General features: G+C 67.6%; 20 protein-coding genes. 8 read left to right on the forward strand and 12 right to left on the reverse strand.

The window, feature by feature from the left end:
- Positions 1 to 33 precede the first annotated feature (33 nt).
- The 3 genes from sfsA (at position 34) to radC (ending at position 2,567) form a co-directional block, all read left to right on the forward strand.
- Complete coding sequence (gene sfsA, locus HUW53_RS02165) at positions 34 to 747, forward strand: DNA/RNA nuclease SfsA (RefSeq protein WP_237344092.1); 714 nt, start codon at positions 34 to 36, stop codon at positions 745 to 747.
- Positions 748 to 921: 174 nt separating this feature from the next.
- Complete coding sequence (gene map / locus HUW53_RS02170) at positions 922 to 1,749, forward strand: type I methionyl aminopeptidase (protein WP_237344093.1); 828 nt, start codon at positions 922 to 924, stop codon at positions 1,747 to 1,749.
- Positions 1,750 to 1,862: 113 nt separating this feature from the next.
- Entirely contained in the window at positions 1,863 to 2,567 is a 705-nt protein-coding gene (gene radC, locus HUW53_RS02175; protein WP_237344094.1) for a RadC family protein, read from the forward strand.
- 659 nt (positions 2,568 to 3,226) lie between these two features.
- On the opposite strand, the gene HUW53_RS02180 is transcribed toward radC, so the two are convergent.
- The 3 genes from HUW53_RS02180 to HUW53_RS02190 form a co-directional block, all read right to left on the reverse strand.
- Positions 3,227 to 4,132, reverse strand: coding sequence for a TorF family putative porin (locus HUW53_RS02180; RefSeq protein WP_237344095.1), 906 nt, complete (start codon positions 4,130 to 4,132; stop codon positions 3,227 to 3,229).
- A gap of 209 nt (positions 4,133 to 4,341) precedes the next feature.
- On the reverse strand, positions 4,342 to 5,091 hold the full coding sequence (locus HUW53_RS02185) for a protease inhibitor Inh/omp19 family protein (protein WP_237344096.1): 750 nt from the start codon (positions 5,089 to 5,091) through the stop codon (positions 4,342 to 4,344).
- Between the two features lie 125 nt (positions 5,092 to 5,216).
- On the reverse strand, positions 5,217 to 6,179 hold the full coding sequence (locus tag HUW53_RS02190; protein WP_237344097.1) for a 2-hydroxyacid dehydrogenase: 963 nt from the start codon (positions 6,177 to 6,179) through the stop codon (positions 5,217 to 5,219).
- A 297-nt stretch (positions 6,180 to 6,476) separates the two neighbouring features.
- On the opposite strand from HUW53_RS02190, the gene HUW53_RS02195 reads away from it, so the two are divergent.
- The 4 genes from HUW53_RS02195 to HUW53_RS02210 all read left to right on the forward strand — a co-directional run bounded on the left by HUW53_RS02195 (position 6,477) and on the right by HUW53_RS02210 (position 10,951).
- Positions 6,477 to 6,977, forward strand: a complete 501-nt coding sequence (locus tag HUW53_RS02195; RefSeq protein ID WP_237344098.1) for a TIGR00645 family protein — start codon at positions 6,477 to 6,479, stop codon at positions 6,975 to 6,977.
- 295 nt (positions 6,978 to 7,272) lie between these two features.
- A complete protein-coding gene (locus HUW53_RS02200) occupies positions 7,273 to 7,413 on the forward strand; it encodes a DUF3096 domain-containing protein (RefSeq protein ID WP_237344099.1) in 141 nt (46 codons plus the stop codon).
- A 129-nt stretch (positions 7,414 to 7,542) separates the two neighbouring features.
- On the forward strand, positions 7,543 to 10,212 hold the full coding sequence (ppdK, locus tag HUW53_RS02205) for a pyruvate, phosphate dikinase (protein WP_237344100.1): 2,670 nt from the start codon (positions 7,543 to 7,545) through the stop codon (positions 10,210 to 10,212).
- A gap of 88 nt (positions 10,213 to 10,300) precedes the next feature.
- Positions 10,301 to 10,951, forward strand: coding sequence for a hypothetical protein (locus HUW53_RS02210; RefSeq protein WP_237344101.1), 651 nt, complete (start codon positions 10,301 to 10,303; stop codon positions 10,949 to 10,951).
- A gap of 512 nt (positions 10,952 to 11,463) precedes the next feature.
- Here HUW53_RS02210 and HUW53_RS21730 read toward each other — a convergent pair.
- The 8 genes from HUW53_RS21730 to leuS all read right to left on the reverse strand — a co-directional run bounded on the left by HUW53_RS21730 (position 11,464) and on the right by leuS (position 18,765).
- Positions 11,464 to 11,592, reverse strand: coding sequence for a hypothetical protein (locus tag HUW53_RS21730; RefSeq protein WP_272903708.1), 129 nt, complete (start codon positions 11,590 to 11,592; stop codon positions 11,464 to 11,466).
- 237 nt (positions 11,593 to 11,829) lie between these two features.
- Complete coding sequence (gene rplI / locus HUW53_RS02215; RefSeq protein WP_237344102.1) at positions 11,830 to 12,411, reverse strand: 50S ribosomal protein L9; 582 nt, start codon at positions 12,409 to 12,411, stop codon at positions 11,830 to 11,832.
- Positions 12,412 to 12,457: 46 nt separating this feature from the next.
- Positions 12,458 to 13,396, reverse strand: a complete 939-nt coding sequence (locus HUW53_RS02220) for a YybS family protein (protein ID WP_237344103.1) — start codon at positions 13,394 to 13,396, stop codon at positions 12,458 to 12,460.
- 133 nt (positions 13,397 to 13,529) lie between these two features.
- Positions 13,530 to 13,790, reverse strand: coding sequence for a 30S ribosomal protein S18 (rpsR, locus tag HUW53_RS02225; protein WP_237344104.1), 261 nt, complete (start codon positions 13,788 to 13,790; stop codon positions 13,530 to 13,532).
- Positions 13,790 to 14,227, reverse strand: a complete 438-nt coding sequence (rpsF, locus tag HUW53_RS02230; protein ID WP_237344105.1) for a 30S ribosomal protein S6 — start codon at positions 14,225 to 14,227, stop codon at positions 13,790 to 13,792. Before rpsF ends, rpsR begins: the two co-directional genes overlap by 1 nt.
- Before the next feature lie 238 nt (positions 14,228 to 14,465).
- Positions 14,466 to 15,497 carry a DNA polymerase III subunit delta gene (gene holA, locus HUW53_RS02235; protein WP_237344106.1) on the reverse strand — a complete coding sequence of 344 codons (1,032 nt, stop codon included), beginning with the start codon at positions 15,495 to 15,497 and terminating at the stop codon, positions 14,466 to 14,468.
- 3 nt (positions 15,498 to 15,500) lie between these two features.
- Positions 15,501 to 16,130 (reverse strand): LPS assembly lipoprotein LptE, encoded by a 630-nt coding sequence (gene lptE, locus HUW53_RS02240; RefSeq protein WP_237344107.1) that lies wholly within the window; start codon positions 16,128 to 16,130, stop codon positions 15,501 to 15,503.
- A complete protein-coding gene (gene leuS / locus HUW53_RS02245; protein WP_237344108.1) occupies positions 16,117 to 18,765 on the reverse strand; it encodes a leucine--tRNA ligase in 2,649 nt (882 codons plus the stop codon). The genes lptE and leuS overlap by 14 nt, the downstream gene beginning before the upstream one ends.
- 276 nt (positions 18,766 to 19,041) lie before the next feature.
- Here leuS and HUW53_RS02250 point away from each other — a divergent pair, with 276 nt between their 5' ends.
- The gene (locus HUW53_RS02250) at positions 19,042 to 20,502 is read left to right on the forward strand and encodes a sodium:proton antiporter (RefSeq protein ID WP_370877804.1); all 1,461 of its coding nucleotides are present in this window, start codon (positions 19,042 to 19,044) and stop codon (positions 20,500 to 20,502) included.
- A 122-nt stretch (positions 20,503 to 20,624) separates the two neighbouring features.
- Here HUW53_RS02250 and HUW53_RS02255 read toward each other — a convergent pair whose 3' ends face one another.
- On the reverse strand, positions 20,625 to 21,896 hold the full coding sequence (locus HUW53_RS02255; protein ID WP_237344109.1) for an SAM-dependent methyltransferase: 1,272 nt from the start codon (positions 21,894 to 21,896) through the stop codon (positions 20,625 to 20,627).
- Positions 21,897 to 22,211 lie beyond the last annotated feature (315 nt).

Genomic DNA, 22,211 nt, shown 5'->3' on the forward strand with positions numbered 1-22,211 from the left:
GCCTATTCCCGCGCCCGTTCCGGCGGCCGCCTGATGCGCTTTTCCGAGCCCCTGATCCCGGCCCGCCTGATTCGCCGCTACAAGCGCTTCCTGGCCGATGTGGTGCTGGCGGACGGCACTGAGACCACCGCCCATGTGGCCAATTCCGGCGCCATGATGGGTCTCGACGCGCCGGACAGCCGGGTCTGGCTCTCGCGCAGCGCCAACCCGGCGCGCAAGCTGCCCCTGAGCTGGGAACTGGTGGAAGCCGACTTCGGCGCTGGCCCCGAGCTGGTGGGCGTCAACACGATGCATCCCAACGCCTTGGTGGCGGCCGCCATCGCCGGCGGACAGGTGCCCGGCCTTGCCGGCTATGCCCGCATGCGGCGGGAGGTGAAATATGGCGTCAACAGCCGCATCGACATCCTTCTGGAGGATGACGACCGCCCCGCCTGCCTGGTGGAGGTGAAGAATGTGCACCTGATGCGCGTCCCCGGCGCCGCCGAGTTTCCCGATTGCGTGACCGCCCGCGGCGCCAAGCATCTGGTGGAGCTGGCCGCCCAGGCGCGCGAGGGCCGCCGCGCGGTGATGGTCTACCTCAGCCAGATCGGCTCGGCCCGCTCCATCGGCCTCGCCCGCGATCTCGACCCCGGCTACGGCGCCGCCTTCGATGCCGCCCGCGCCGCCGGAGTGGAGGCGTTCGCCCTCACCTGCCGCATCAGCCTTGAGGGCATTGCCGTGACCGACGCCATTCCCATGATCGGCTGACCCCGCCGAGGCAGCTTGAGCGTGACCGGCTACCCCCGCCGCAGACGGCCGCGCGCGCACGATTTGTGCGCCAACGCTTGCTTTGGCGGCGTGTTGGCATAAATCTTGGGGCACGGCATCCGATCAGAAGAGTTCCGTCCGCGCCCCTGCGGCGCCCGGCGAGAAGGCGACATCATGACCTATGTGGAAGCGGCGGACGCGCCGCTCAGAAAGACGGGACACATCAAGCTCTACGGCCCGGACGGCTTCGAGGGCATGCGCAAGGCCGGTCGCCTGGCCGCCGAGATTCTCGACGCCATCGCCGAGATGATCGGCCCCGGCGTCACCACCGCCGCCGTCGACACCCTGGTCTATGACTATGCCGTCGCTCACGGCGCCTACCCGGCCACACTGATGTATCGCGGCTACCGCTACTCGGTGTGCACCTCCATCAACCATGTGGTCTGCCACGGCATGCCCAATTCCCGCCCGCTGCGCGAAGGCGACATCGTCAATGTGGACGTGACCATCGTGCTCGACGGCTGGTATGGGGATTCAAGCCGCATGTATGCCATCGGCCCCATCCCGCGCCGGGCCGAGCGGCTGCTCGAGGTGACCTATGACTCCATGATGCTCGGCATCGCCGCCATCAAGCCCGGCGGTCATGTGGGCGACATCGGCGCGGCGATCCAGGACTTCGTCGAGCCCCAGCACATGAGCGTGGTGCGGGACTTCTGCGGCCACGGCGTCGGCCGCGTGTTCCACGACGAGCCGAACATCGTGCATGTGGGCCGGCGCGGCGAAGGGCCGGAACTGGTGCCGGGCATGATCTTCACCGTCGAGCCGATGATCAATCTCGGCCGGCCCCATGTGAAGGTGCTCTCCGACGGCTGGACCGCCGTGACCCGCGACCGCTCGCTGTCCGCCCAGTTCGAACATGCGGTGGGGGTCACCGAGACCGGCGTCGAGATCTTCACCCTGAGCCCGAAGGGCTATGACAAGCCGCCCTATGCCGTCGCCTGACGACACCACGGGCAAGGCCCGCAAGCGGCATAGCCCGCGGGCCGGAAAATGAGCACCATGCGGGCGGATCGATTCGATCCGTCCGCATGTCTGGAGTGACGGGGAGAGGGACCATGGCGGAAGAGCCCGATGGCGGCCTGAACGAGGCCCCGCACTTCCATGGTCATCGCGACCGTCTCCGCGCCCGCTTCCGGGAGGCCGGCGCGCAGGCTCTCGCCGATTACGAGCTGCTGGAACTGATCTTGTTCCGCGCCATTCCCCGGCGCGATGTGAAGCCGCTGGCGAAGGCCCTGGTGGAACGCTTCGGCTCGTTCGCGGAGGTCATCACCGCGCCGCCCGCGCTGCTGGCCGAAGTGCCGGGCGTGAAGGACGCGATAGTCACCGAGCTGAAGCTCGCCGAGGCCGCCGCCCAGCGTCTTGCCAAGGGCCAGGTGAAGCGCCGGCCCGCCCTCTCCTCCTGGAGCGCGGTGCTCGACTATTGCCGCACCGCCATGGCCTATGCCGAGCGCGAGCAGGTGCGCGTGTTGTTCCTCGACAAGCGCAACCAGCTCATCACCGACGAAGTGCTCCAGACCGGTACCGTGGACCATGCGCCGGTCTATCCGCGCGAGGTGGTGAAACGGGCGCTGGAGGTCTCCGCCTCCGCCCTCATCCTCTGCCACAACCACCCCTCGGGCGACCCCACGCCCTCGCGCGCCGACATCGACATGACGCGCAAGATCATCGATGTGGCCAAGCCGCTCGGCATCGAGGTCCACGACCACATCATCGTCGGCAAGGACGGCCACGCCAGCCTCAAGGGCCTGCGCCTGATCTGATCTTATCGCATCAGGCCCGGCTTCGACCGGCGCCAGACAAAGGCGCGCCTGAAGGGGGCGCGGCTGAAGGGGCTCGCGAAGCCCTCCCCAAACCCGCGCTCACGCCTGGGCGCCAGTTGAGCCATCAGCAGAAACGCCGTTCGTCTCCCGGCTCCGATACCCCCGGCTCCACGCGTCGCCGGAAGTGCCGGGGCGTGAGGGCCAGCAGCCGAGGGCTCGACCCGGAACACCGCATCCACACATCGGCCCCGCCTCTCCATCCGCGCCCGCGCACCCGAGGGCCCATGGGGCGGCAGAGGCGTCGCGCCATCCGCGGACCCGATCGCCGCGCCGGACGGCCGGGGGGTCGAAACGTATGGCCCGGATCGCGCTGGAGCCGCTGCCGTAGGCATCAGAGCGCACGCCCCCGGCGCCCCGCCTTGGGAGACTCGGCCCTGTCCTTGACCGGCGCCGGGGGGGGGGGCAAGGCGGGTTCGCGTGTCTGCCGGATGGGCTTGGTCCAAGCGGGCGCCGGCTTCTCCCAAGAACCGGGGCCGGCCGCGCGGGTTGAGGCCTGAACGGCGCCATCATCGCCAATGGTCAGGGCAGCACTGACGCAAAGAAAAAGGGCGCCGCGCTGGTGCGCGACGCCCTCCTCATCCGTCAAGCGACGGAAGAGATCACTTCAGCGCGTTCAGGCTGGTGTCGAACGAGAGGCTCGCCACGAAGCGATCGCCGCAGGCGTTCGAGAGACCGGACACCTGGCCGCAGGTGTTGAAGGTGCCGTTGGGCAGGTAGCCTTCCGAGAGCTCCGAGCCGTAGTAACGCAGATCGAGGGTGGCAGCCTTGTAGGTGAAGGCGACACCGACGTTCCAGCTGGCGTAGGAGGGCAGCTCGTAATTGACCGCGTAGATGTTGCCGTAGTTGGTCCAGCCGAGCCACTGGTAGCCGAACTCACCCGACACGTAGAAGCCGACGTCCTTGACCACGCTGTACTTCGAGAAATCGACCTTCAAGGTACCGGACAGGTAGGTGTCGTCCGAGCCCGTGCCGACGTAATCGCTGGAATAGTACAGGTTGCCGCCAACGGTGAACATGTCGTTGATGGCATAGGTCGGCTTGAAGTACACTTCCCAGTAGTTCATGTTCGCGGCGGGAACACCAAGCGTGTAGGAGTTCTCGGAGAGCTGACCGGGATAGTAATAGTAGACGTAGCCGACGTCGAGGGTCAGGCCACTCCAGGTATGACGCAGGCCGCCATAGATATCCATCTCGGCGGACGGATCGGTCAGGCCGGTGACCTGGTAATTATTGATGACCGACGGGAAGTTCACGCTCGACATGAACAGGCCGCCATAGACCCAGTCGAACAGGCGCAGCTCGGCATAGCCCTGGATGGCCGGATCGCCATTGGTCTGGGTCATGCCGCGGAAGATGTAGTCGCTGGTGAGCTTCGCGCCGAAGGCCAGATCCCACACGGGGGTGGGCTCGGGAGCAGGGGCCGCCTTGACCGGCATGGTCAGATCGGCCGCCGAGGCCGAGCCGGCGATGAGCATGGAAGCGGCGACCAGTGCAATCTTTTTCATATGTGTTACCCCCGCAGAGATTTAAGGAGATAAAAATCAATCCGGCAGTGAAGTCCAACGCGAAAATTGAGGCAGGGCCTGCCGCGTGTTTAGGCAAACCCGCATGAATGCTGGATTTTCATGTTGCATTTGCGCAACGCTCGGAACGGAAGTGGAATTGAAGGATCTTCCTCGGAGGAAAACCCACGCCAAAAGAAGCCTTCGAGGCGTCACGGGCGTGTCATGATGAGGGGTCGATTGCGCTCCGGAATGCGTGTCCAGGTACCGTCTTCCTGGCGCGCGAAGCGAATCGTCGACCCATCGGCCACACCTCGCACCAGGATGTTGCCCCCCGACAGCTCCCACGCGTTGGGGCCGAAGCGAGTCAAAAGCTCGTCGCAACCCGGCGCCACCTGCACCCGGTAGCTACCCCGCGGGCCGGGGGTGTCGGTCAAGGTCCAGCGACACACGGTGACCCCCGGCTGGCGAGCCAGCAGCCATTCGCCCATGACCTCCTCAGGGGTCGCGGGCGGACCGTCGGCGGCCGAGGGCGGCCCCAGGAAATAGACGCCGTCGCCCTCCTTCAACGCCTCGAAGCTGCCGCCGGTGGCTTCCGTGAACTCGGCCACGGTGCGCCCCTGCGCGTTCAGCAAACGGATGGAGCCGGAGACATCGGGCACCCAGGCGCTCACCTGGGCGGCGAAGGAGATGGCCGCGCACGTCGCCGCATCGAACGCCACCGCGAACCCGCCACCGGACGGCTGGGCCGCGAGCGTCACGTCGCAGCGGCGCTCACCATCGGCGCTGGAGAGGCGGAAAGCGCCCGCCAGCCGCTCGGCGGCCTGCCGGGTGGCCTCGTCGGGCCGGGCGGACACGGCCGCCGCGCGAGAGGCCGCCGGCGCCGTCTGGGCCACAGCGGCGCCTCCAAGCACCAGCAGAACCGGCACCGCCAGCGGGAAAATCCTGGACCGAACGGGCATCGCCCCCTCCTGCACGCCTGAAGCGTCGATCCCGCACTCTAGCGCACGCCATCGCGCGCGTGAAAATCGAGGCGCGACGGCGTGCGCGGAAACGCAGCGCCGGCCCCACCCCAGCGGGCCCGGCCTCAGCGGCGCGGCCAGGGAGTTTCCGGCACCGGCGTCAACGGCCCCTTGCCATCGAACCAGGAGAACAGATTGTCCACCACCAATTGCCCCATGGCCGTGCGGGTGCGGGTCGTGGCGGACCCCACATGGGGCAGCAGCACCACATTGTCGAGGCTGAAGAAGGCCTCGGGCACGCGCGGCTCGTCCTCGAACACGTCGAGGCCGGCGGCGAGGATGGTACCCGCCTGTAGCGCCGCGAGAAGCGCCGGCTCATCCACCACCGAGCCGCGCGCCACGTTCACCAGCACGCCATCCGGCCCCAGGGCGGCCAGCACCTCGGCATTCACCATGTGGCGGGTGGCCGGACCGCCGGGCACGATCACCACCAGCGTATCCACCGCCCGCGCCATGGCCAGCAGGTCCGGAACATGGTCATAGCCAAGGTCGGCCACCTTGCGCCGACTGTGGTAGACGAGGCCCACGCCGAACGCATCCAGCCGCCGCGCGATGGCGCGGCCGATGCGGCCCATGCCCACCATGCCCACGGTGCGCCCGCGCAGGGTCGCGGTCAGGGGGAAGGCGCCCGCGCGCCAGCGTCCGGCGCGCACGAAGCGATCCGCCTCCGGCAGCCGCCGCACGGTCGCCAGCAGCAGGCCGAGGGTCAGATCCGCCACCTCATCGTCGAGCACGTCCGGCGTGTGCGTGACCACCACGCCGCGGGCTGCGGCAGCGGCGGCATCCACCGTGTCGTAGCCGACGCCGAAATTGGCGATGACCTCCAGCGCCGGCAGGCGATCCATCAAGGCCGCGTCCACCCGCGCCGCGCCGCGGGTGGCGATCGCCCGCACCGCGCGCGGGTCGGTGCGGGCGAGATCGGCGAGCGCCACCACGGCGAAGCGCGGGCCGAGCTGGCGTTCCACCACGGCTTCCAGCACCGGTCCGGTGACGAGGACGCTCGGGCGTGGGCTGGCGGGATCGGTCATGCGCGCGGGCTCGCGGTTATGAAGAGGGCTCCTGTGTAGGCCCGCCGCCGCCCCACCTCAAGCACCGCCATTGAACCGATTTCACTACTTGCCGAAGGCTTTAACGCACAGCCACCGGGCCGCCACCCGGCCCCATCGCAGAAAAGGCGCGCGATCTCCCCCCTGCGAAGCTTTGCCCGCTTGCCGCGCGACACGCGCCATGGCACCGGTTGCGTTCACGGGTCCGGTTGGCCGCCGCGGCAGGGGTTCGCGCCGGCGCCGGAACGACAGGATGCAGACGAGTCGAGAGGGCGGGTGATGATCGAGCGGGTGATCGAGTCCATACTGTTTCGCAGCCGCTGGATCATGGCGCCGTTCTATCTCGGCCTTGTGATCGCGCTATTTGTGCTGCTGTTCAAGTTCGGCTCCGAGGTGGTGCATTTCGTCACCCATGCCCTGGGCGCCTCGGAGAGCGACACCATCCTCGGCATCCTGGCCCTGGTGGACCTCACCCTCACCGGCAATCTGGTGCTCATCGTCATCTTCTCGGGCTATGAGAACTTCGTCTCCAAGATCGATCCCGCCGGCCATCCCGACTGGCCGGACTGGATGACGCGGGTGGACTTCACCGGCCTCAAGCAGAAGCTGCTCGCCTCCATCGTCGCCATCTCGGCCATCCAGCTGCTGAAAGCGTTCATGGACCTGCCCAAGGGCTACAGCCAGGACACCCTGACCTGGCTCGTCATCATCCATGTGGTGTTCGTGGGATCGAGCCTGCTGCTGGCCTGGAGCGACAAGCTGTCCAGCAGCAAGCACTGAGCCCACGCCGTCCCCCGCGAGCAGCCTCCGCCGGCGCGACGCGCTGAATGACCGGCGCCAGACCGGGCGGAAGCATCACTTGCTTACCGCTCGGGAAAGGCCGCCGCGCCTGAAAGATCAAGAAACAGGCAAGCCCTGATCTTCAGCATCGCCGTCCCCTGCGCAATGCAGCGCCAGATCGAGCCGGCGCGCGTCTGCCGCAATGCGAAAATCCAGGAGCCGGCATCGCATCTCACCTTGAGAAATCCTGCGCCAAGGTGCAGAACGTTGCGCGCCCGGGGTTGGAGCGTTCACGATGCATTTCAACATGGTCATCATTCAGCCGGCGGTGGCGTTGATCGCAGGCGTTCTGATCCTCGCTTTTCCGCGCCTGCTCAATGTGCTGGTGGCGCTCTACCTGATCATCGTCGGGCTCACGGGTCTGCTGGGCCACTAAAGATTTCGTGCAAATAAGGACGAAAGGAGCGCCTGAGAACCTGCCGGTGCGGTTGATGCCTTGTGCAGTGCAAGCTAAAGCATCCGCCATCCCGCATGTCCCGCGCCCCTCCACAAGGGATCTCTCTAGATGACGAAATGGGTCTACACCTTCGGCGACGGCAAAGCCGAGGGCAAAGCCGACATGAAGAACCTGCTCGGTGGCAAGGGCGCCAACCTCGCCGAGATGTCCAACCTCGGCCTGCCCGTCCCGCCCGGCTTCACCATCACCACCGAAGTGTGCACCTATTATTATGCCCACGGCGAGACCTATCCGGCCGAGCTGAAGGGCGATGTGGAAAAGGCGCTGGCCCAGGTCGGCGAGCTGACCGGCAAGTCGTTCGGCGACGCCGCGAACCCGCTGCTGGTCTCGGTGCGCTCCGGCGCCCGCGCCTCCATGCCCGGCATGATGGACACGGTGCTCAACCTCGGCCTCAACGACGAGACCGTGGACGCCGTGGCCAAGCTCGCCGGCGACCGCCGCTTCGCCTATGACAGCTACCGCCGCTTCATCACCATGTATTCCGACGTGGTGATGGGCGTCGCGCACCACCATTACGAAGAGATCCTCGAGCACTACAAGGTCGAGAAGGGCTACATCCTCGACACCGAGCTGTCGGCGGACGACTGGGCCTTCCTCATCACCAAGTACAAGGCCAAGTATCAGGCCGAGCTGGGCAAGCCGTTCCCGCAGGACCCCCACGAGCAGCTCTGGGGCGCCATCGGCGCCGTGTTCGGCTCCTGGATGAACAACCGCGCCATCACCTACCGTCGCCTGCACGCCATCCCGGAGAGCTGGGGCACGGCGGTGAACGTGCAGTCCATGGTGTTCGGCAACATGGGCGAGACCTCGGCCACCGGCGTCGCCTTCACCCGCAATCCCTCCACCGGCGAGAACGCGCTCTATGGCGAGTTCCTGGTGAACGCCCAGGGCGAGGACGTGGTGGCGGGCATCCGCACCCCCCAGGACCTCACCGAGCGAGCCCGCATCCACGCCGGCTCCACCAAGCCCTCCATGGAGGCCGCGCTGCCGGAGGCCTTCAAGGCGTTCGAGCGCATCTCGCACATCCTCGAAAATCACTACCGTGACATGCAGGACATGGAATTCACGGTGGAGAAGGGCAAGCTCTGGATGCTCCAGACCCGCTCCGGCAAGCGCACCGGCAAGGCCGCCCTGCGCATCGCCGTCGAGCTGGCCAACGAGGGGCTCATCACCGAGGAGGAGGCGGTCGGCCGCGTCGAACCCGGCTCGCTCGACCAGCTCCTGCATCCGGCCATCGACCCCAAGGCCGAGCGCACGGTGCTGACCACCGGCCTGCCGGCCTCGCCCGGCGCCGCCTCGGGCGCCATCGTGTTCTCCGCCGACGAGGCCGAGGCCTGGAAGGACAAGGGCCGCAAGGTCATCCTGGTGCGCGCCGAAACCTCGCCGGAAGACATCAACGGCATGCACGCGGCCGAGGGCATTCTCACCTCGCGCGGCGGCATGACCTCCCACGCGGCGGTGGTCGCGCGCGGCATGGGCAAGCCCTGCGTCTCCGGGGCGGGCGCCCTGCGCATCGATTATGCCGCCCAGACCATGACCGTCTCCGGCGAGACCTTCAAGAAGGGCGACCTCATCACCATCGACGGCGGCACCGGCCAGGTGCTGAAGGGCGAAGTGCCGATGCAGCAGCCCGAGCTGTCCGGCGAGTTCGCCACCCTCATGGGCTGGGCCGACAAGGTGCGCCGCCTGAAGGTGCGCGCCAATGCCGAGACCCCGGCCGACGCCCGCATGGCCCGCTCGTTCGGCGCCGAGGGCATCGGCCTGTGCCGCACCGAGCACATGTTCTTCGATGCCGGCCGCATCCTCGCCGTGCGCGAGATGATCCTCGCCGACGACGAGGCCGGCCGCCGCGCCGCGCTGGCCAAGCTGCTGCCCATGCAGCGCGACGACTTTGTCGAGCTGTTCGAGATCATGAAGGGCCTGCCGGTCACCATCCGCCTGCTCGACCCGCCGCTGCACGAGTTCCTGCCCCACACCGAGGCGGAGACCCTGGAGGTGGCCAAGAGCCTGGGCGTCGACGTGGAGCGCATCGAGCGGCGCAACAAGGAGCTGCACGAGATGAACCCGATGCTCGGGTTCCGCGGCTGCCGCATCGCCATCGCCTTCCCCGAGATCGCCGAGATGCAGGCCCGCGCCATCTTCGAGGCGGCCGTCATCGCCGCCAAGACGACGGGCGAGACGGTCGTTCCCGAGATCATGGTCCCGCTGATCGCCACCAAGGCCGAGCTCGACATCGTCGGCGCCGTGATCCGCAAGGCCGCCGCGGCGGTCGAGGAGGAGACCGGCGCCAAGCTCACCTTCCAGGTGGGCACCATGATCGAGCTGCCGCGCGCCGCCCTCCAGGCGGACAAGATCGCCGAGAGCGCCGAATTCTTCTCCTTCGGCACCAACGACCTCACCCAGACCACGTTCGGCGTGTCCCGTGACGATGCCGGCACCTTCCTCGGCACCTATGTGCAGAAGGGCATCGTGGAGACCGACCCGTTCGTCTCCATCGACGTGGACGGCGTGGGCCAATTGGTGAAGCTCGGTGCCGAGCGCGGTCGCGCCACCCGGCCCAACCTCAAGCTCGGCATCTGCGGCGAGCACGGCGGCGATCCGGCCTCGGTGAAGTTCTGCGACAGCATCGGGCTCGACTATGTATCCTGCTCGCCGTTCCGGGTGCCGATCGCGCGCCTGGCGGCGGCCCAGGCCGCCCTCGCCCACCGCAAGGCCTGAACCTTCTGTCGCGCGGATCTCCGCGCGACCTTGCCCCATGCGCCTGCCGACACGACAGTGCTCGCATCGGCAGCGCGGAGGAACTGGAATGACGATGATCTCGACCCGTCAGATCACCGCCCGACAGGCAGCACCGGCTTTGGCTGGCGCTGCCTTTTCTCTATTGGCGGCGGTGGCGTCGGCCTCCATCGGCCGCGCCGCGCTCTTGAGCGCCGTCCTTGCCGCCACCCTCGCGCTTGGCACCACGCCGAGCCAGGCCGTGGAGCTGGACGCCTTCCTGGAAGGCGTGGACGAATGCGCCCTGCCCCGGCCCGCCAGCCCGCTCGGGGTCTTCGTGCATTCCCTGGTCCAGCGCTACGCCAATAAGCCCGGCAATCCCCGGGGCTATGCCGCCGACCGGACCGACATTTCCCTCGACCTGCCGCCGGATATCGCCGACGCCTTCGGCTCACCGACCCCCAGCAACTTCGGCGAATACACCCAGGTGACCGTTCCCCTGAACGGAACATTCGGCGGGCTGCCCGTCACCCAGATGACATTCCGGTTCGGCAACAAGAACGGCATCAAGGCCTTCATGATCGTCTTCAACGCCAGCCGCGCCGACGTGGTGTCGGAGTTCGGCGAGGCGGTGGAAAGCGGCGACGACCGCGGCCAGAACGCCGGGCGCCGGGGGGACGGCTATTCGGCCGAAATCCCTTACGGAGAACCGGGCCGCATCGCCTGCGACTGGTCGTCCTGAAGCGGCTTCTCGCGAAGCGGCGTCCGGTTCGCGTGAAGAAAATACGTCAACGCCATAACCTGGAGCGGATGACGCGAGCCGGTGCGAACGGGACATGCTCCAGCCATCGTCACGCACGCGATCAGACGCCGGACCGAGCGTCGGCAGCCTGACCGCAGGGCCCTGGACCGATGAGCGCACGCGAACCGCGCCAGATGGGCGGATTCCGCGTGAACAGGCCGCCACTTCGAATGATTGCGGCAGCCGCCACCATGCCTGCCGGGAAGACCATTCTGGACCTGCCCTGCACGACCCTATGCCGTCCGATGCCCGGCCGTTGGTTCCACTTCCTTAACCATCGCAATTCAATATCACGTGGTCTTTCCAGGAGCCCGCCCGGCTTCAGGGGTGCACGCCGCGCCGCTCGACCCCGCGCGCGCTCTGGCGCCTGAACGACATTCGCCCGCCGAGGGGTCCCGGCGGGCGAATGAACAGTCTGACCCAAACGGCCCTTCCGGCGGGAAGGCGCCCCCTTATTCCACCATGCTTGCGTCAACCGCGACCTGTGAACCCGCACGGCTCGTCTGGCTGGCATTCAGCGCCATGCCAGTGAGCGCGTAGCCGAGCACCAGAGCGGCGAACACCGCAATTCGCTTGAACATCGCTTCTACCCCGACCCAGAACGTCGCGCCTGACCCCTCGACCCCCGACGACGAATCCCGGCGCGGTCCATGTTCTAGATCCGCGAAACCAAACGGACGATGAACGCCGCACAGAAATCTGCGCGGCGCACCATAAGCACGGCACCCTGTTGCAGAAACGACACAGACGCCGCAGCAGACGGCCCGGAACGGCCTGGAAGCGGGCGGCCGCCGAGGCGCGGCCGCCCGGATCTCATCTTACTCCTCGACGCCTTCCTCGGCGGCGAGCTCGGCCGCCACCTCGGCACGGGCCACCGCGAGTTCCGCCTCGATCTCGGCATCCTCATCGCGGGCGGTGCGCACGTCCTCGCCACGGGCCTGGCGCTCGGCCTCCTCGGCGTTGCGCGCGACGTTGACGCTCACCGTCACCTGCACCTCGGGATGCAGGCTCACCGGGACCACATGCAGGCCCAGGGTCTTGATCGGGTGATTCAGGATGATCTGGCTGCGATCCACGGTGAAGCCGGCGGCGGTGAGGCCATCGGCGATGTCGCGGGTGGACACGGAGCCGTAGAGCTGGCCGCTCTCGCCCGCCTGACGGATGGTCAGGATGATCTGGCCGTTGAGCTTCTCGGCCACCACCTCGGCGTCCTTGCGACGCTCAAGGTTGCGGGCCTCAAGCTCGACCTTCATGTGCTCGAAGCGGTCGCGGTTGGCCTTGGTGGCGCGCAGCGCCTTGCCGTTCGGCAGCAGGAAGTTGCGCGCGAAGCCGTCGCGCACCTTCACCACTTCGCCCATCTGGCCGAGCTTGGCAACGCGCTCAAGAAGAATGACGTCCATGTTGGTCTCCTGGAATGTCCTATTTCAGTGTTCGGAAGAGGTCCCGTCAGCGATCCTTCGCCGGCGGGAGAGGGCGGCCCGCAAGGCGCGCCCGGAAGTCAAAGAGGGCATCGGTGAAACCGAGCACCGCCATGGCCAGCACCGGCCAGCCCAGCACCACGGTGGTCAGCCACAGGGCGGCGAGAATCATGGCGCGGCCGCCGTAGCCGATGGTGATGGCGTGCACCACCGCAAAGCCGACGAGGGAGAAGGCCAGCATGACGGTGGCCGCGGCCACCGAGCCCACAAGGCCCAACAGGCCAGGCAGCATCGTCACCACCAGCGCGGCGCCCAGGACGAAGGGTGCCATCCGCGGCAGGCGCATCATCGAGAGCTGGGGCCACGGGCGGCCCATGCGGTCCGAGATCCGCGCCGCCCGCCCCGCGAGATACAGGCAGATCAGCTGCGACACCATGGTGAGGAGCCCCGCCATGGGGGGCAGCACATGGGCCATGAACGCCCGCCCCGCCTCCGCATCAGGACCGGCGGTGGCCGGTCCGAGCATGGCGTCGAAAGTGGCTGTGACCGCGGCCCGATAGGTCTCGTAGTCCCCGGCCATGCTGAACACCGCCACCCCGACGCTGAGCGTCGCGAACCCGGCGGCTAGCAGCACCAGATGGCCCACCGGATACCAGACGAGCTCATCCGGCTGGGCCTCATTCGGCCGGGCCAGCATGGCGGCATAGGCAAGAGCGAAGGCCGGCGCGCCGATGCCCAGCACATAGGCCAGTAGGAAGGCGCCGCCAAACATCAATCCGAGGCCGGCACCCGCCAGCACCACAGCCAAGCCCGCAGCGATGGGGGAAAAGGCGATGCCGGCGATCATCACCGGCAGGGGCGCGAGATAGAACAATGGGACAGCCAGCACCGATCCCGCCGCGACACCGGCGGCAAGAAGGGCGGACGCCGCAGCCGCGGCGATGGCGATAAGAAGGATCGGTCCCATGGTGACGAGCTGTCCCGCATCGCGCGGTTAGAGGCGGCACGAAGCGGCCCCAGCCAGCGCCCCGGGGCTCATTCCCCGCGACGTGTCGGAAATGGAAGGGCCGCCGGAGCGGCCCCTCACACAGCGTGCGCGATCAGCGGATCACGAACGGGAGCAGGCCCAGGAAACGGGCGCGCTTGATGGCGGCGGCGAGCTCACGCTGCTTCTTGGCGGACACCGCCGTGATGCGCGAGGGCACGATCTTGCCGCGCTCGGAAATGTAGCGCTGAAGCAGCCGCACGTCCTTGTAATCGATCTTCGGCGCATTCGGGCCGGAGAAGGGGCAGGTCTTGCGACGACGGAAGAAGGGACGGCGCTGGCCGCCGCCGGCACCACCGGCCTGAGCGAAAGCCATCAGTTCTCCTCCTCGGTCTGGGTCTCTTCGGTCGGACGCGGACGACGCGGACGGTCCTCACGACCGCCGAAGCCACGCTCGCCCCGGTCACCACGCTCGCCGCGATCCTCGCGGTCGCGCTTCTGAAGCATGGCGGAGGGACCCTCCTCATGCTCCTCGACGCGCAGGGTGAGGATGCGCAGAACGTCCTCATCAATGCGCTGCTGACGCTCCAGCTCCTGGATCGCCGCCGCCGGGGCGGTGATGTTGAGGAGCGTGAAATGCGCCTTGCGGTTCTTGTTGATGCGATAGGTCAGGGACTTCACGCCCCAATACTCGGTCTTTCCGACCGAGCCGCCGTTCGCCTCGATGACACCCTTGAAGCGGGTGGTGAGTTCCTCGACCTGCTGCGCCGTCACATCCTGGCGCGCGAGGAACACGTGCTCGTAAAGCGGCATGTGCTCTTTTCGCCTTTCGTTTCCTCCGTCCACCGGCGCCGAGCCCTTCTCGCCTTTTCCGAAAGGCGCGAAGTACGGAAGGCGGGGACACGGGACGACGGGCTCAGGCCCTGCCCTTCCACGCATGCTTGATGAATGCAAAGAAGGACCGTCCGTTCAGCCCCCGGCCGGGTGCGACGGAAGCGGCGCGTATATCAGCTTTTGCCGGAAACGCAAGAGCGGACGCGATCCTGGCGCCTCACCCGCCCCGCCGCCGCCCCGCGAGCTGGGCCACCTGGAGCACCGTGCGTTCGCAGATGGCCGGCGCGAGCGCCGCGTTGCGGCGCGCGGCCAGCACCGCTTCATCCACCGCCAGCAGCGCCTTCAAGCACCGCGCCGGGTCGAAGCCGCGCAAGGCCCGTTCCAGCTTGGGCTTGCGCGAGAAGTGCACGGCTGGCCGCGCACTTTCGATCACCCGCTCGGGGCTCTGGCCCGCGGCCACATGCAGCGTCATCTGGTGCAGGCCCAACAGCGCGCGCAGCAGGGCGCCCAGCACCGCATCCGGCCGGGTCGCCGCGCCGAACGCCTTCGACAGGGCCATGACCGCCTCCCCGGAAGCGCCCGACAGGGCGGCATCCACCACATCGTCGAGGGCGAGGGCCGACGCGTCGCCGACGATAAGGCGCACATCCTCCAGGCTCACCCGCCCCTGCCCCTGGGCATAAAGCGCGAGCTTGGCGATCTCGCCCCGCGAGGCCAGCCGGTCGCCGCCGATGAGCGACACCAGGAGCTCGCGGGCGTCACGCTCGATGCTGAGGCCTGCTTCCCCCATCATCGTGTCCACGAGACGCGCGAGATCGCGCTCGGTGTCCGCATAGCAGGCGACCGCCAGGGCGTTGGGAGAGGATTCGCACAAGGCCCGCAGCGGTGCGCCCCGCTTCAGGTCGCCCGCCTCCACCACCACCAGCGTGCCCGACGGATGGTCCAGCACCGGTTGCAGCGCCGGCACGATGTTGCGGCTGCCGGCCCGCACCCACACCACCCGCTCGCCGCCGAACAGGCCGATGGTGGATGTTTCGTCGATCAGGCGCCGGGGGTCGGAGGCCAGATCATCCCCCTCGAGCCGCACCAGGGCGAAGGGGTCGTGGGCATCGGGAATCGACCGGCGCACCAAGCCTTCGGCGCGCTCGCGCACCAGCCCCACGTCCGGGCCGAAGATGAGCACCACATGGCGCTTGGGATCACGCCGCGCGAGAGCCGCCTCGGCGTCGCCGGGGCGAACGGCCACCATGGCTCAGCTACCGGAAGCCTTGGTGGTCTCCGGCTTCGGCGGCTCCTTGCCGAGGCGGATGAAATAAGCCGCGAGCTGCGCCTTGATCTGTTCCGCCACCTCGCGCGAGGCGCGGGTCTCAGCGTCGTTCTTGGCGCTGTAATTGGCGAAGCGCTGGTCGCTCACGTCGATGGAGGCGGTGCCCACCGCGGTGCCGCCGCCCACCGGCTTCTTCTTGTCGTCGTCGGAGCGCACGATCCGCCAATTGGCGCTGACGCGGATGATCATGTTCTCCGGCAGGCCCGAGGAGGAGTTCACCAGGGCCGTGGAAGCGGTCGTGTCCACCGCGATGTAGAGTTGCAGCGGCGCGCCCTTGGGGTTCCCGGCGCCGCCGGCGAGCAGATAGATCAGCTCGTTGCGCAGGTCGTTGCCGAGCCGCCCCTGGATCTGCATGACCTCCACGTCCGCCAGCTTCTCCTGAAGGCCGGGCCCGCCGACGGTGGCGTTGTCCGCATAGAGCGGCTGGAAGCAGCCGGCGAGCGCGCCGGACAGCAGGCCGACCACCGCAAGCCGCGCCAGAAGGCGCGCGCGGGGGCGGGTGGAAGCGCCGGGCGCCATCGCGGCTCCGGCCGAAGGAGTGTCAGGCAACGACATTCACGATCCTCTGCGGCACCACGATGATACGCTTCGGCGCGCGGCCGTCGAGAGCCCGCTGCACGCTTTCGAGAGCCAGCACCGCGGCTTCCACCTCGGCCGGGGTGGCGGCACGGGGCACCACGATGTCATCCCGCTTCTTGCCATTGATCTGAATCGGCAGGGTGACGGTGTCCTGCTTCAACAGGTCCGGTTCGGTGGCGGGCCACGGCGCCTCGGCCACGAGCCCGTCATGACCCAGCGCCGCCCAGCACTCCTCGGCCAGATGCGGCGTCATGGGGGCCACCACGGGCACCAGCATGTCGGCCGCCTCGGTGAGGGCATAGGCCAGGTCCGCCGGCACGCCGTCCTTCATCGCACGGGCCGCCGCGACGGCGCTGCCGAAGGCATTGGCGAATTCGTGCACATGGGCGACGCCCACGTTGAAGCGCAGGCGCTCGATGTCTTCCGCCACCGCGGCCACGAGGCCATGGGAGGCCCGGCGCAGGCCCAGCGCCACCGCGCCGAAGGTCTCGGGCTTGGCGGCGCCGGGGCCGGCGCCAAGCTCGATGGCCTCGCCCACCAGGCGCCATACCCGCTGCACGAAGCGCCACGCGCCCTCGATGCCGGCCTGGGTCCACTCGCTGTCGCGCTCGGGCGGGGTGTCGGAGAGCATGAACCAGCGGGCGCAATCCACGCCATAGGTGTCCGCCACCACTTCCGGCGCCACCACGTTGCGCTTCGACTTGGACATCTTCTCGGGCGGGGAAACCGTCACCGGCGTGCCGTCGGAGAGCTTTTCCGCCTTGCCGGGTCCCAGGAGCTTCACCTCCTCGGGGTACAGCCACTTGCCGTCCTGGTCCTTGTAGGTCTCATGGACGATCATGCCCTGGGTGAACAGGCCGGCGAACGGCTCACTCACGTCCACCCGGCCGCAGGCCTTCAGGGCGCGGGTGAAGAAGCGGGAATAGAGCAGATGCAGGATCGCATGCTCGATGCCGCCGATATATTGGTCCACCGGCAGCCAATGGGCGACCGCCGCCTTGTCCAGCGGCCTGTCCACGTTGTCGGAGGCATAGCGCAGGTAATACCAGGACGAATCCACGAAGGTGTCCATGGTGTCGGTCTCGCGCCGGGCCGGCTTGCCGCACTTGGGGCACGGCACATCGCGCCACGCCGTGGCGCGATCCAGCGGATTGCCCGGCTTGTCGAAGCTCACGTCGTCGGGTAGCCGCACCGGCAATTGCTCGCGCGGCACGCCCACCGGGCCGCACGCGTCGCAATGGATGATGGGGATCGGGCAGCCCCAATAGCGCTGGCGGGAGATGCCCCAGTCGCGCAGGCGGAAGTTCACCTTGCGCACGCCCTGGGGCACGTCGCCCACGCGGAAGCGTTCGAGCTGGCGAGCCACCGTTTCCTTGGCCTTGTCGATGGTCAGGCCGTCGAGGAAGCCGGAATTGAACAGCGTGCCCTCGCCGTCATAGGCGATCTCCTCGACCCGGAAGGCGCCGGGATCGGTGTCGGGCGGCAGCACCACCGGCACCACCGGCAGATGGTACTTGCGGGCGAAGTCAAGATCGCGCTGGTCGTGGGCCGGGCAGCCGAAGATGGCGCCGGTGCCGTAATCCATGAGCACGAAGTTCGCCACATAGACCGGCACGGTGCGGCTGGAATCAAGCGGATGCACCACCTTGAGGCCGGTGTCGAAACCCTTCTTCTCCTGGGTCTCGATGGCCTCGGCGGAGGTGCCGCCGCGCTTGCACTCGGCCACGAAGGCGGAGAGCGCGGGGCTCTTGGCGGCCAGCGCCTGGGTCAGGGGATGGTCGGGCGAGAGCGCCACGAACGCGGCGCCGAACAGGGTATCGGGCCGGGTGGTGTAGACCTTCACCGCCTTCTGCGCTTCAGGCCCAAATCCCTTGGCGAACTCGAACAGGACTTCAAGCCCCTCCGAGCGGCCGATCCAGTTGCGCTGCATCAGGCGCACCTTCTCGGGCCAGCGGTCGAGGGTATCGATGGCGTCCAGCAGTTCCTGTGCGAAATCGGTGATGCGCAGGAACCATTGGGACAGCTTGCGCCGCTCCACGATGGCGCCCGAGCGCCAGCCGCGCCCGTCGATCACCTGCTCGTTGGCGAGCACGGTGTGATCCACCGGATCCCAATTGACTTCGCTCTCCTTGCGGTAGGCAAGGCCGTTGTCCAGGAAATCGAGGAAGATGCGCTGCTGCTCGACATAATAGCTCGGATCGCAGGTGGCGATCTCGCGGCTCCAGTCGAGGGAGAGGCCGAGCAACTGGAGCTGCTCGCGCATGGCGGCGATGTTGTCGTAGGTCCAGCTCTTGGGGTGGATGCCGCGCTCGATGGCGGCATTCTCCGCCGGCAGGCCGAACGCATCCCAACCCATGGGATGCAGCACGTTGAAGCCCTGCATGCGCTTGTAGCGGGCCAGTACGTCGCCCATGACATAGTTGCGGCCGTGGCCGATGTGGATGCGCCCCGACGGATAGGGGAACATCTCCATCACATAGAATTTGGGCCGCGGGTCATCGTTGCGGGTGCGGAAAATGCCGCGCTCGGCCCAGGTCTTCTGCCACCGGGGCTCGGCCTCACGGGCGTTGTAGCGGTCGGAGCCGCGCTCCGGAGTGCGATCTTGGGTCATCGTGCCGTTCATGCCAACGGCTCCGGTCGGTGACCGGCGCCGGGAGGGTTTCGCTCAGGTGCCGCGCGGGCACAACCAATGGTCCATGAGCCAAGCCCATGCATCATCGGCAACTGGGATCTCGAAAGCCGCGGGACTAGGACAGAAACCGGCGCGCCGGTCAACCACCGCATCGCATAGCGGCCCGCACGCCGCCGCCGGTGGCGCCCGCCGGACCGGTTTGACTTGCCTCAACCGCCGCGTTCGTCCATCAAGCAAAGGCCTAGGAAAAAGGGGATGGCGATGGGATTTGTGCCCCGTGGAACGCGGCCGCAGCTTGCAACTGCGACCCTTGCGACCCTCGCAATCCTCGCGACATCGAGCGCCGCCGTCGCAGCCGATGGCGCCGCGTCGCTGAACGGGGCCCAGGTCTCACCGCTGTGGGCGGTTCCATTCGCGGGCATGCTGCTCTCCATCGCCCTGTTCCCGCTGCTGGCCGGGCATTTCTGGCATCACCACTATGGCAAGGTGGCGCTGTTCTGGGCGGCCGCCTTCGCCGTGCCGTTCGCCGCCGTGTACGGCCCGGCATTGACCGCCCATGAAGTGGTGCACACCGCGCTGCTGGAATACATCCCCTTCATCATCCTTCTGTATGCGCTGTTCACGGTGTCGGGCGGCATCCTCATCACCGGCAATCTGCACGGCAGCCCGGCGGTGAACACCGCCATTCTCGCCTTCGGCACGCTGATCGCGAGCCTCATCGGCACCACCGGCGCCTCCATGGTGCTCATCCGCCCGCTGCTGCGCGCCAACGACAATCGCCGCTACAATGTGCACACGATAGTGTTCTTCATCTTCCTGGTGTCGAACATCGGCGGCTCGCTCACCCCGCTCGGCGATCCGCCCCTGTTCCTGGGCTTCCTGAAGGGGGTCAACTTCTTCTGGACCGCCACCCACCTGCTGCACGACACGGCGGTGGTCGCGGTGCTGCTGCTGGGCGCCTTCTACCTGCTCGACCGCTATTTCTACGCCAAGGAGGGCGGACGGAAGCTGAAGGTGGACCCCACCCCCGACACCGAAAGCCTCGGCCTGCGCGGCGCGCAGAACATCCCGCTGCTCGGCGGCGTGATCGGCGCCATCCTTCTGTCCGCCTTATGGAAGCCCGGCATCACCTTCGACGTCTATGGCACCCATGTGGAGCTGCAATGGATGGTGCGCGACGTGCTGCTCGTGCTCGTCGCCCTCATTTCCCTGTCCATCACCCCGAAGATCATCCGCGAGCGCAACGGCTTCGACTGGGAACCCATCCTGGAGGTGGCGAAGCTGTTCGCCGCCATCTTCCTCACCATCATCCCGGTGATCGCCATCCTCAAGGCCGGCCTCGACGGCGCCTTTGCGCCGCTGGTACAGCTGGTGACGGACCCCAACGGCCAGCCGGTGAACGTCTGGTATTTCTGGCTCACCGGCGCGCTCTCCGCCTTCCTGGACAACGCCCCCACCTATCTGGTGTTCTTCAACCTCGCCGGCGGCAATCCGCACCAGCTCATGGGGCCGCTGGCGGTGACGCTGGAAGCCATCTCGGCCGGCGCCGTGTTCATGGGCGCCATGACCTATATCGGCAACGCGCCCAACTTCATGGTGCTCTCCATCGCCCGCCATCGGGGGGTGAAGATGCCGAGCTTCTTCGGCTACATGGGCTGGTCGCTCACCTTCCTGCTGCCCTGCTTCGCGCTGCTCACGGTGCTGTATTTCCTGTGAGGCACCGCCCGCCGCGACCACGCCATCTGCCCGGCGCGACCGGGACGGGAGCCAGGCACATCGGACCCGGGTGATTCGCGCCGGCGCTTGCCTCTGCCGAGACGCGGTGCCGGCCTTCGGTCTCACTCCCCGGCGAGACGCAGCGGCAAGCTCTGGCGCGCTTCCACCCGGCGCAGGCGCGCCTCCTCCTCCTCGATATAGCCGCGGGTGAGCGGCACCGCTTCCTGCTTGCGGGCGATCTGGATGTGGAACACGTTCAGGCCCTGGTGGCGAAAGCCCATCTCGCTGCCGGCGAGATAAAATTCCCACATGCGGCAGAAGCGCTCGTCGGTCAGGCGCACCGCCTCGTCCCAGCGGGCGCGGAAGCGCTCGCGCCACGCCTTCAGCGTTTCCGCATAATGCAGGCGCAGCAGCTCAATGTCGGTGACCACGAGCCCGGCCCGCTCGATATGCGGCAGCACCTCGGACAAAGCGGGAATATAGCCGCCGGGGAAGATGTACTTGGCAATGAAGGGGTTGGTGACGCCGGGCGGGTCCGAACGGCCGATGGCGTGCAACACCATCACCCCGTCCTCCTTCAGCAAGGCGCGGACCTTGCGGAAGAACTCGCCATAATGATCGACCCCCACATGCTCGAACATGCCCACCGACACGATGCGGTCGAAGGTCTCGGGAATGTCGCGGTAATCCTGCAGGCGGAACGCCACCCGGTCGGCAAGCCCGCCGTCCTCGGCCCGCTGGCGGGCGAGCGCCAGCTGCTCCTTGGACAAGGTGACGCCCGTTACCTTGGCTTTCGCCATCTGCGCGAGATAAAGGCCGAGCCCGCCCCAGCCGGCACCGATGTCGAGCACCGCGAGATCTTCGCGCTCCAGCATCAGCTTGGCGGCGATGTGGCGCTTCTTGGCAAGCTGGGCATCGTCCAGGCTCTGGCCCGGATGCTCAAAATAGGCACAGGAATATTGCCGGTCGGCGTCGAGGAAGAGGGAATAAAGCCGGCCGTCGATGTCGTAATGGTGCGCGACATTGCGCTGGGAACGGCCGCGCGGATTGAACTGGTCGATCCGCCGCAGCAGCTTCCGCCCCCAGAAGAGAAGCTTGGCGGAGACCGTGGTGGTGGACGTGCAGGCCGCCGGCTGCGCCATGAGCAAGGCGAGCAGGTCTGTGACCGACCCCTCCTCCATCACCAGCGTGCCGTCCATGTAAGCTTGGCCGAGCTTGAGCTCCGGGTCGAGCAGAATGCCCCGCTCGGCCGCCGGCGTCGTGAAACGCACCGCCAGCGGGGGCTGATCGGGCCGCGGCTGGCCGATGGTCACCCTCCGGCCCGAGGCCATGATGACCTCCAGACCGCCAATCACAACCACGCGACGTAAAACACTTTCAAGCAACCGTGCCATCGGCCGCCTCCGCGCTCATCGTCCGAGATCCGTACCCAGGCCGTTCTCCCGCTCCCGGCTACAGCCGCGGCCCGGAAGCCCGACCTGGAGTGCCGGCTTCCGGTCGCGTCGCGCACCCGCCGCGCGGGCGCTGCCGCCATTCTTGTTTCATGCCAAAAGAACCGGCAAATGCACATCTACCGGATGGGATACCCCAACGGCATGGCGGTCATTCTTACGACCGGAAGAGCGTAGCCGGTGGAATGAAACCATCAAGATTTCCGAAGGGCAAGTTTCACGCCGGCCCCGGCGCATATTTTTTCGCCCAAACCGCCA

Origin of the sequence: Xanthobacter agilis (assembly GCF_021730435.1) — a bacterium.
GTDB lineage: Bacteria > Pseudomonadota > Alphaproteobacteria > Rhizobiales > Xanthobacteraceae > Xanthobacter > Xanthobacter agilis.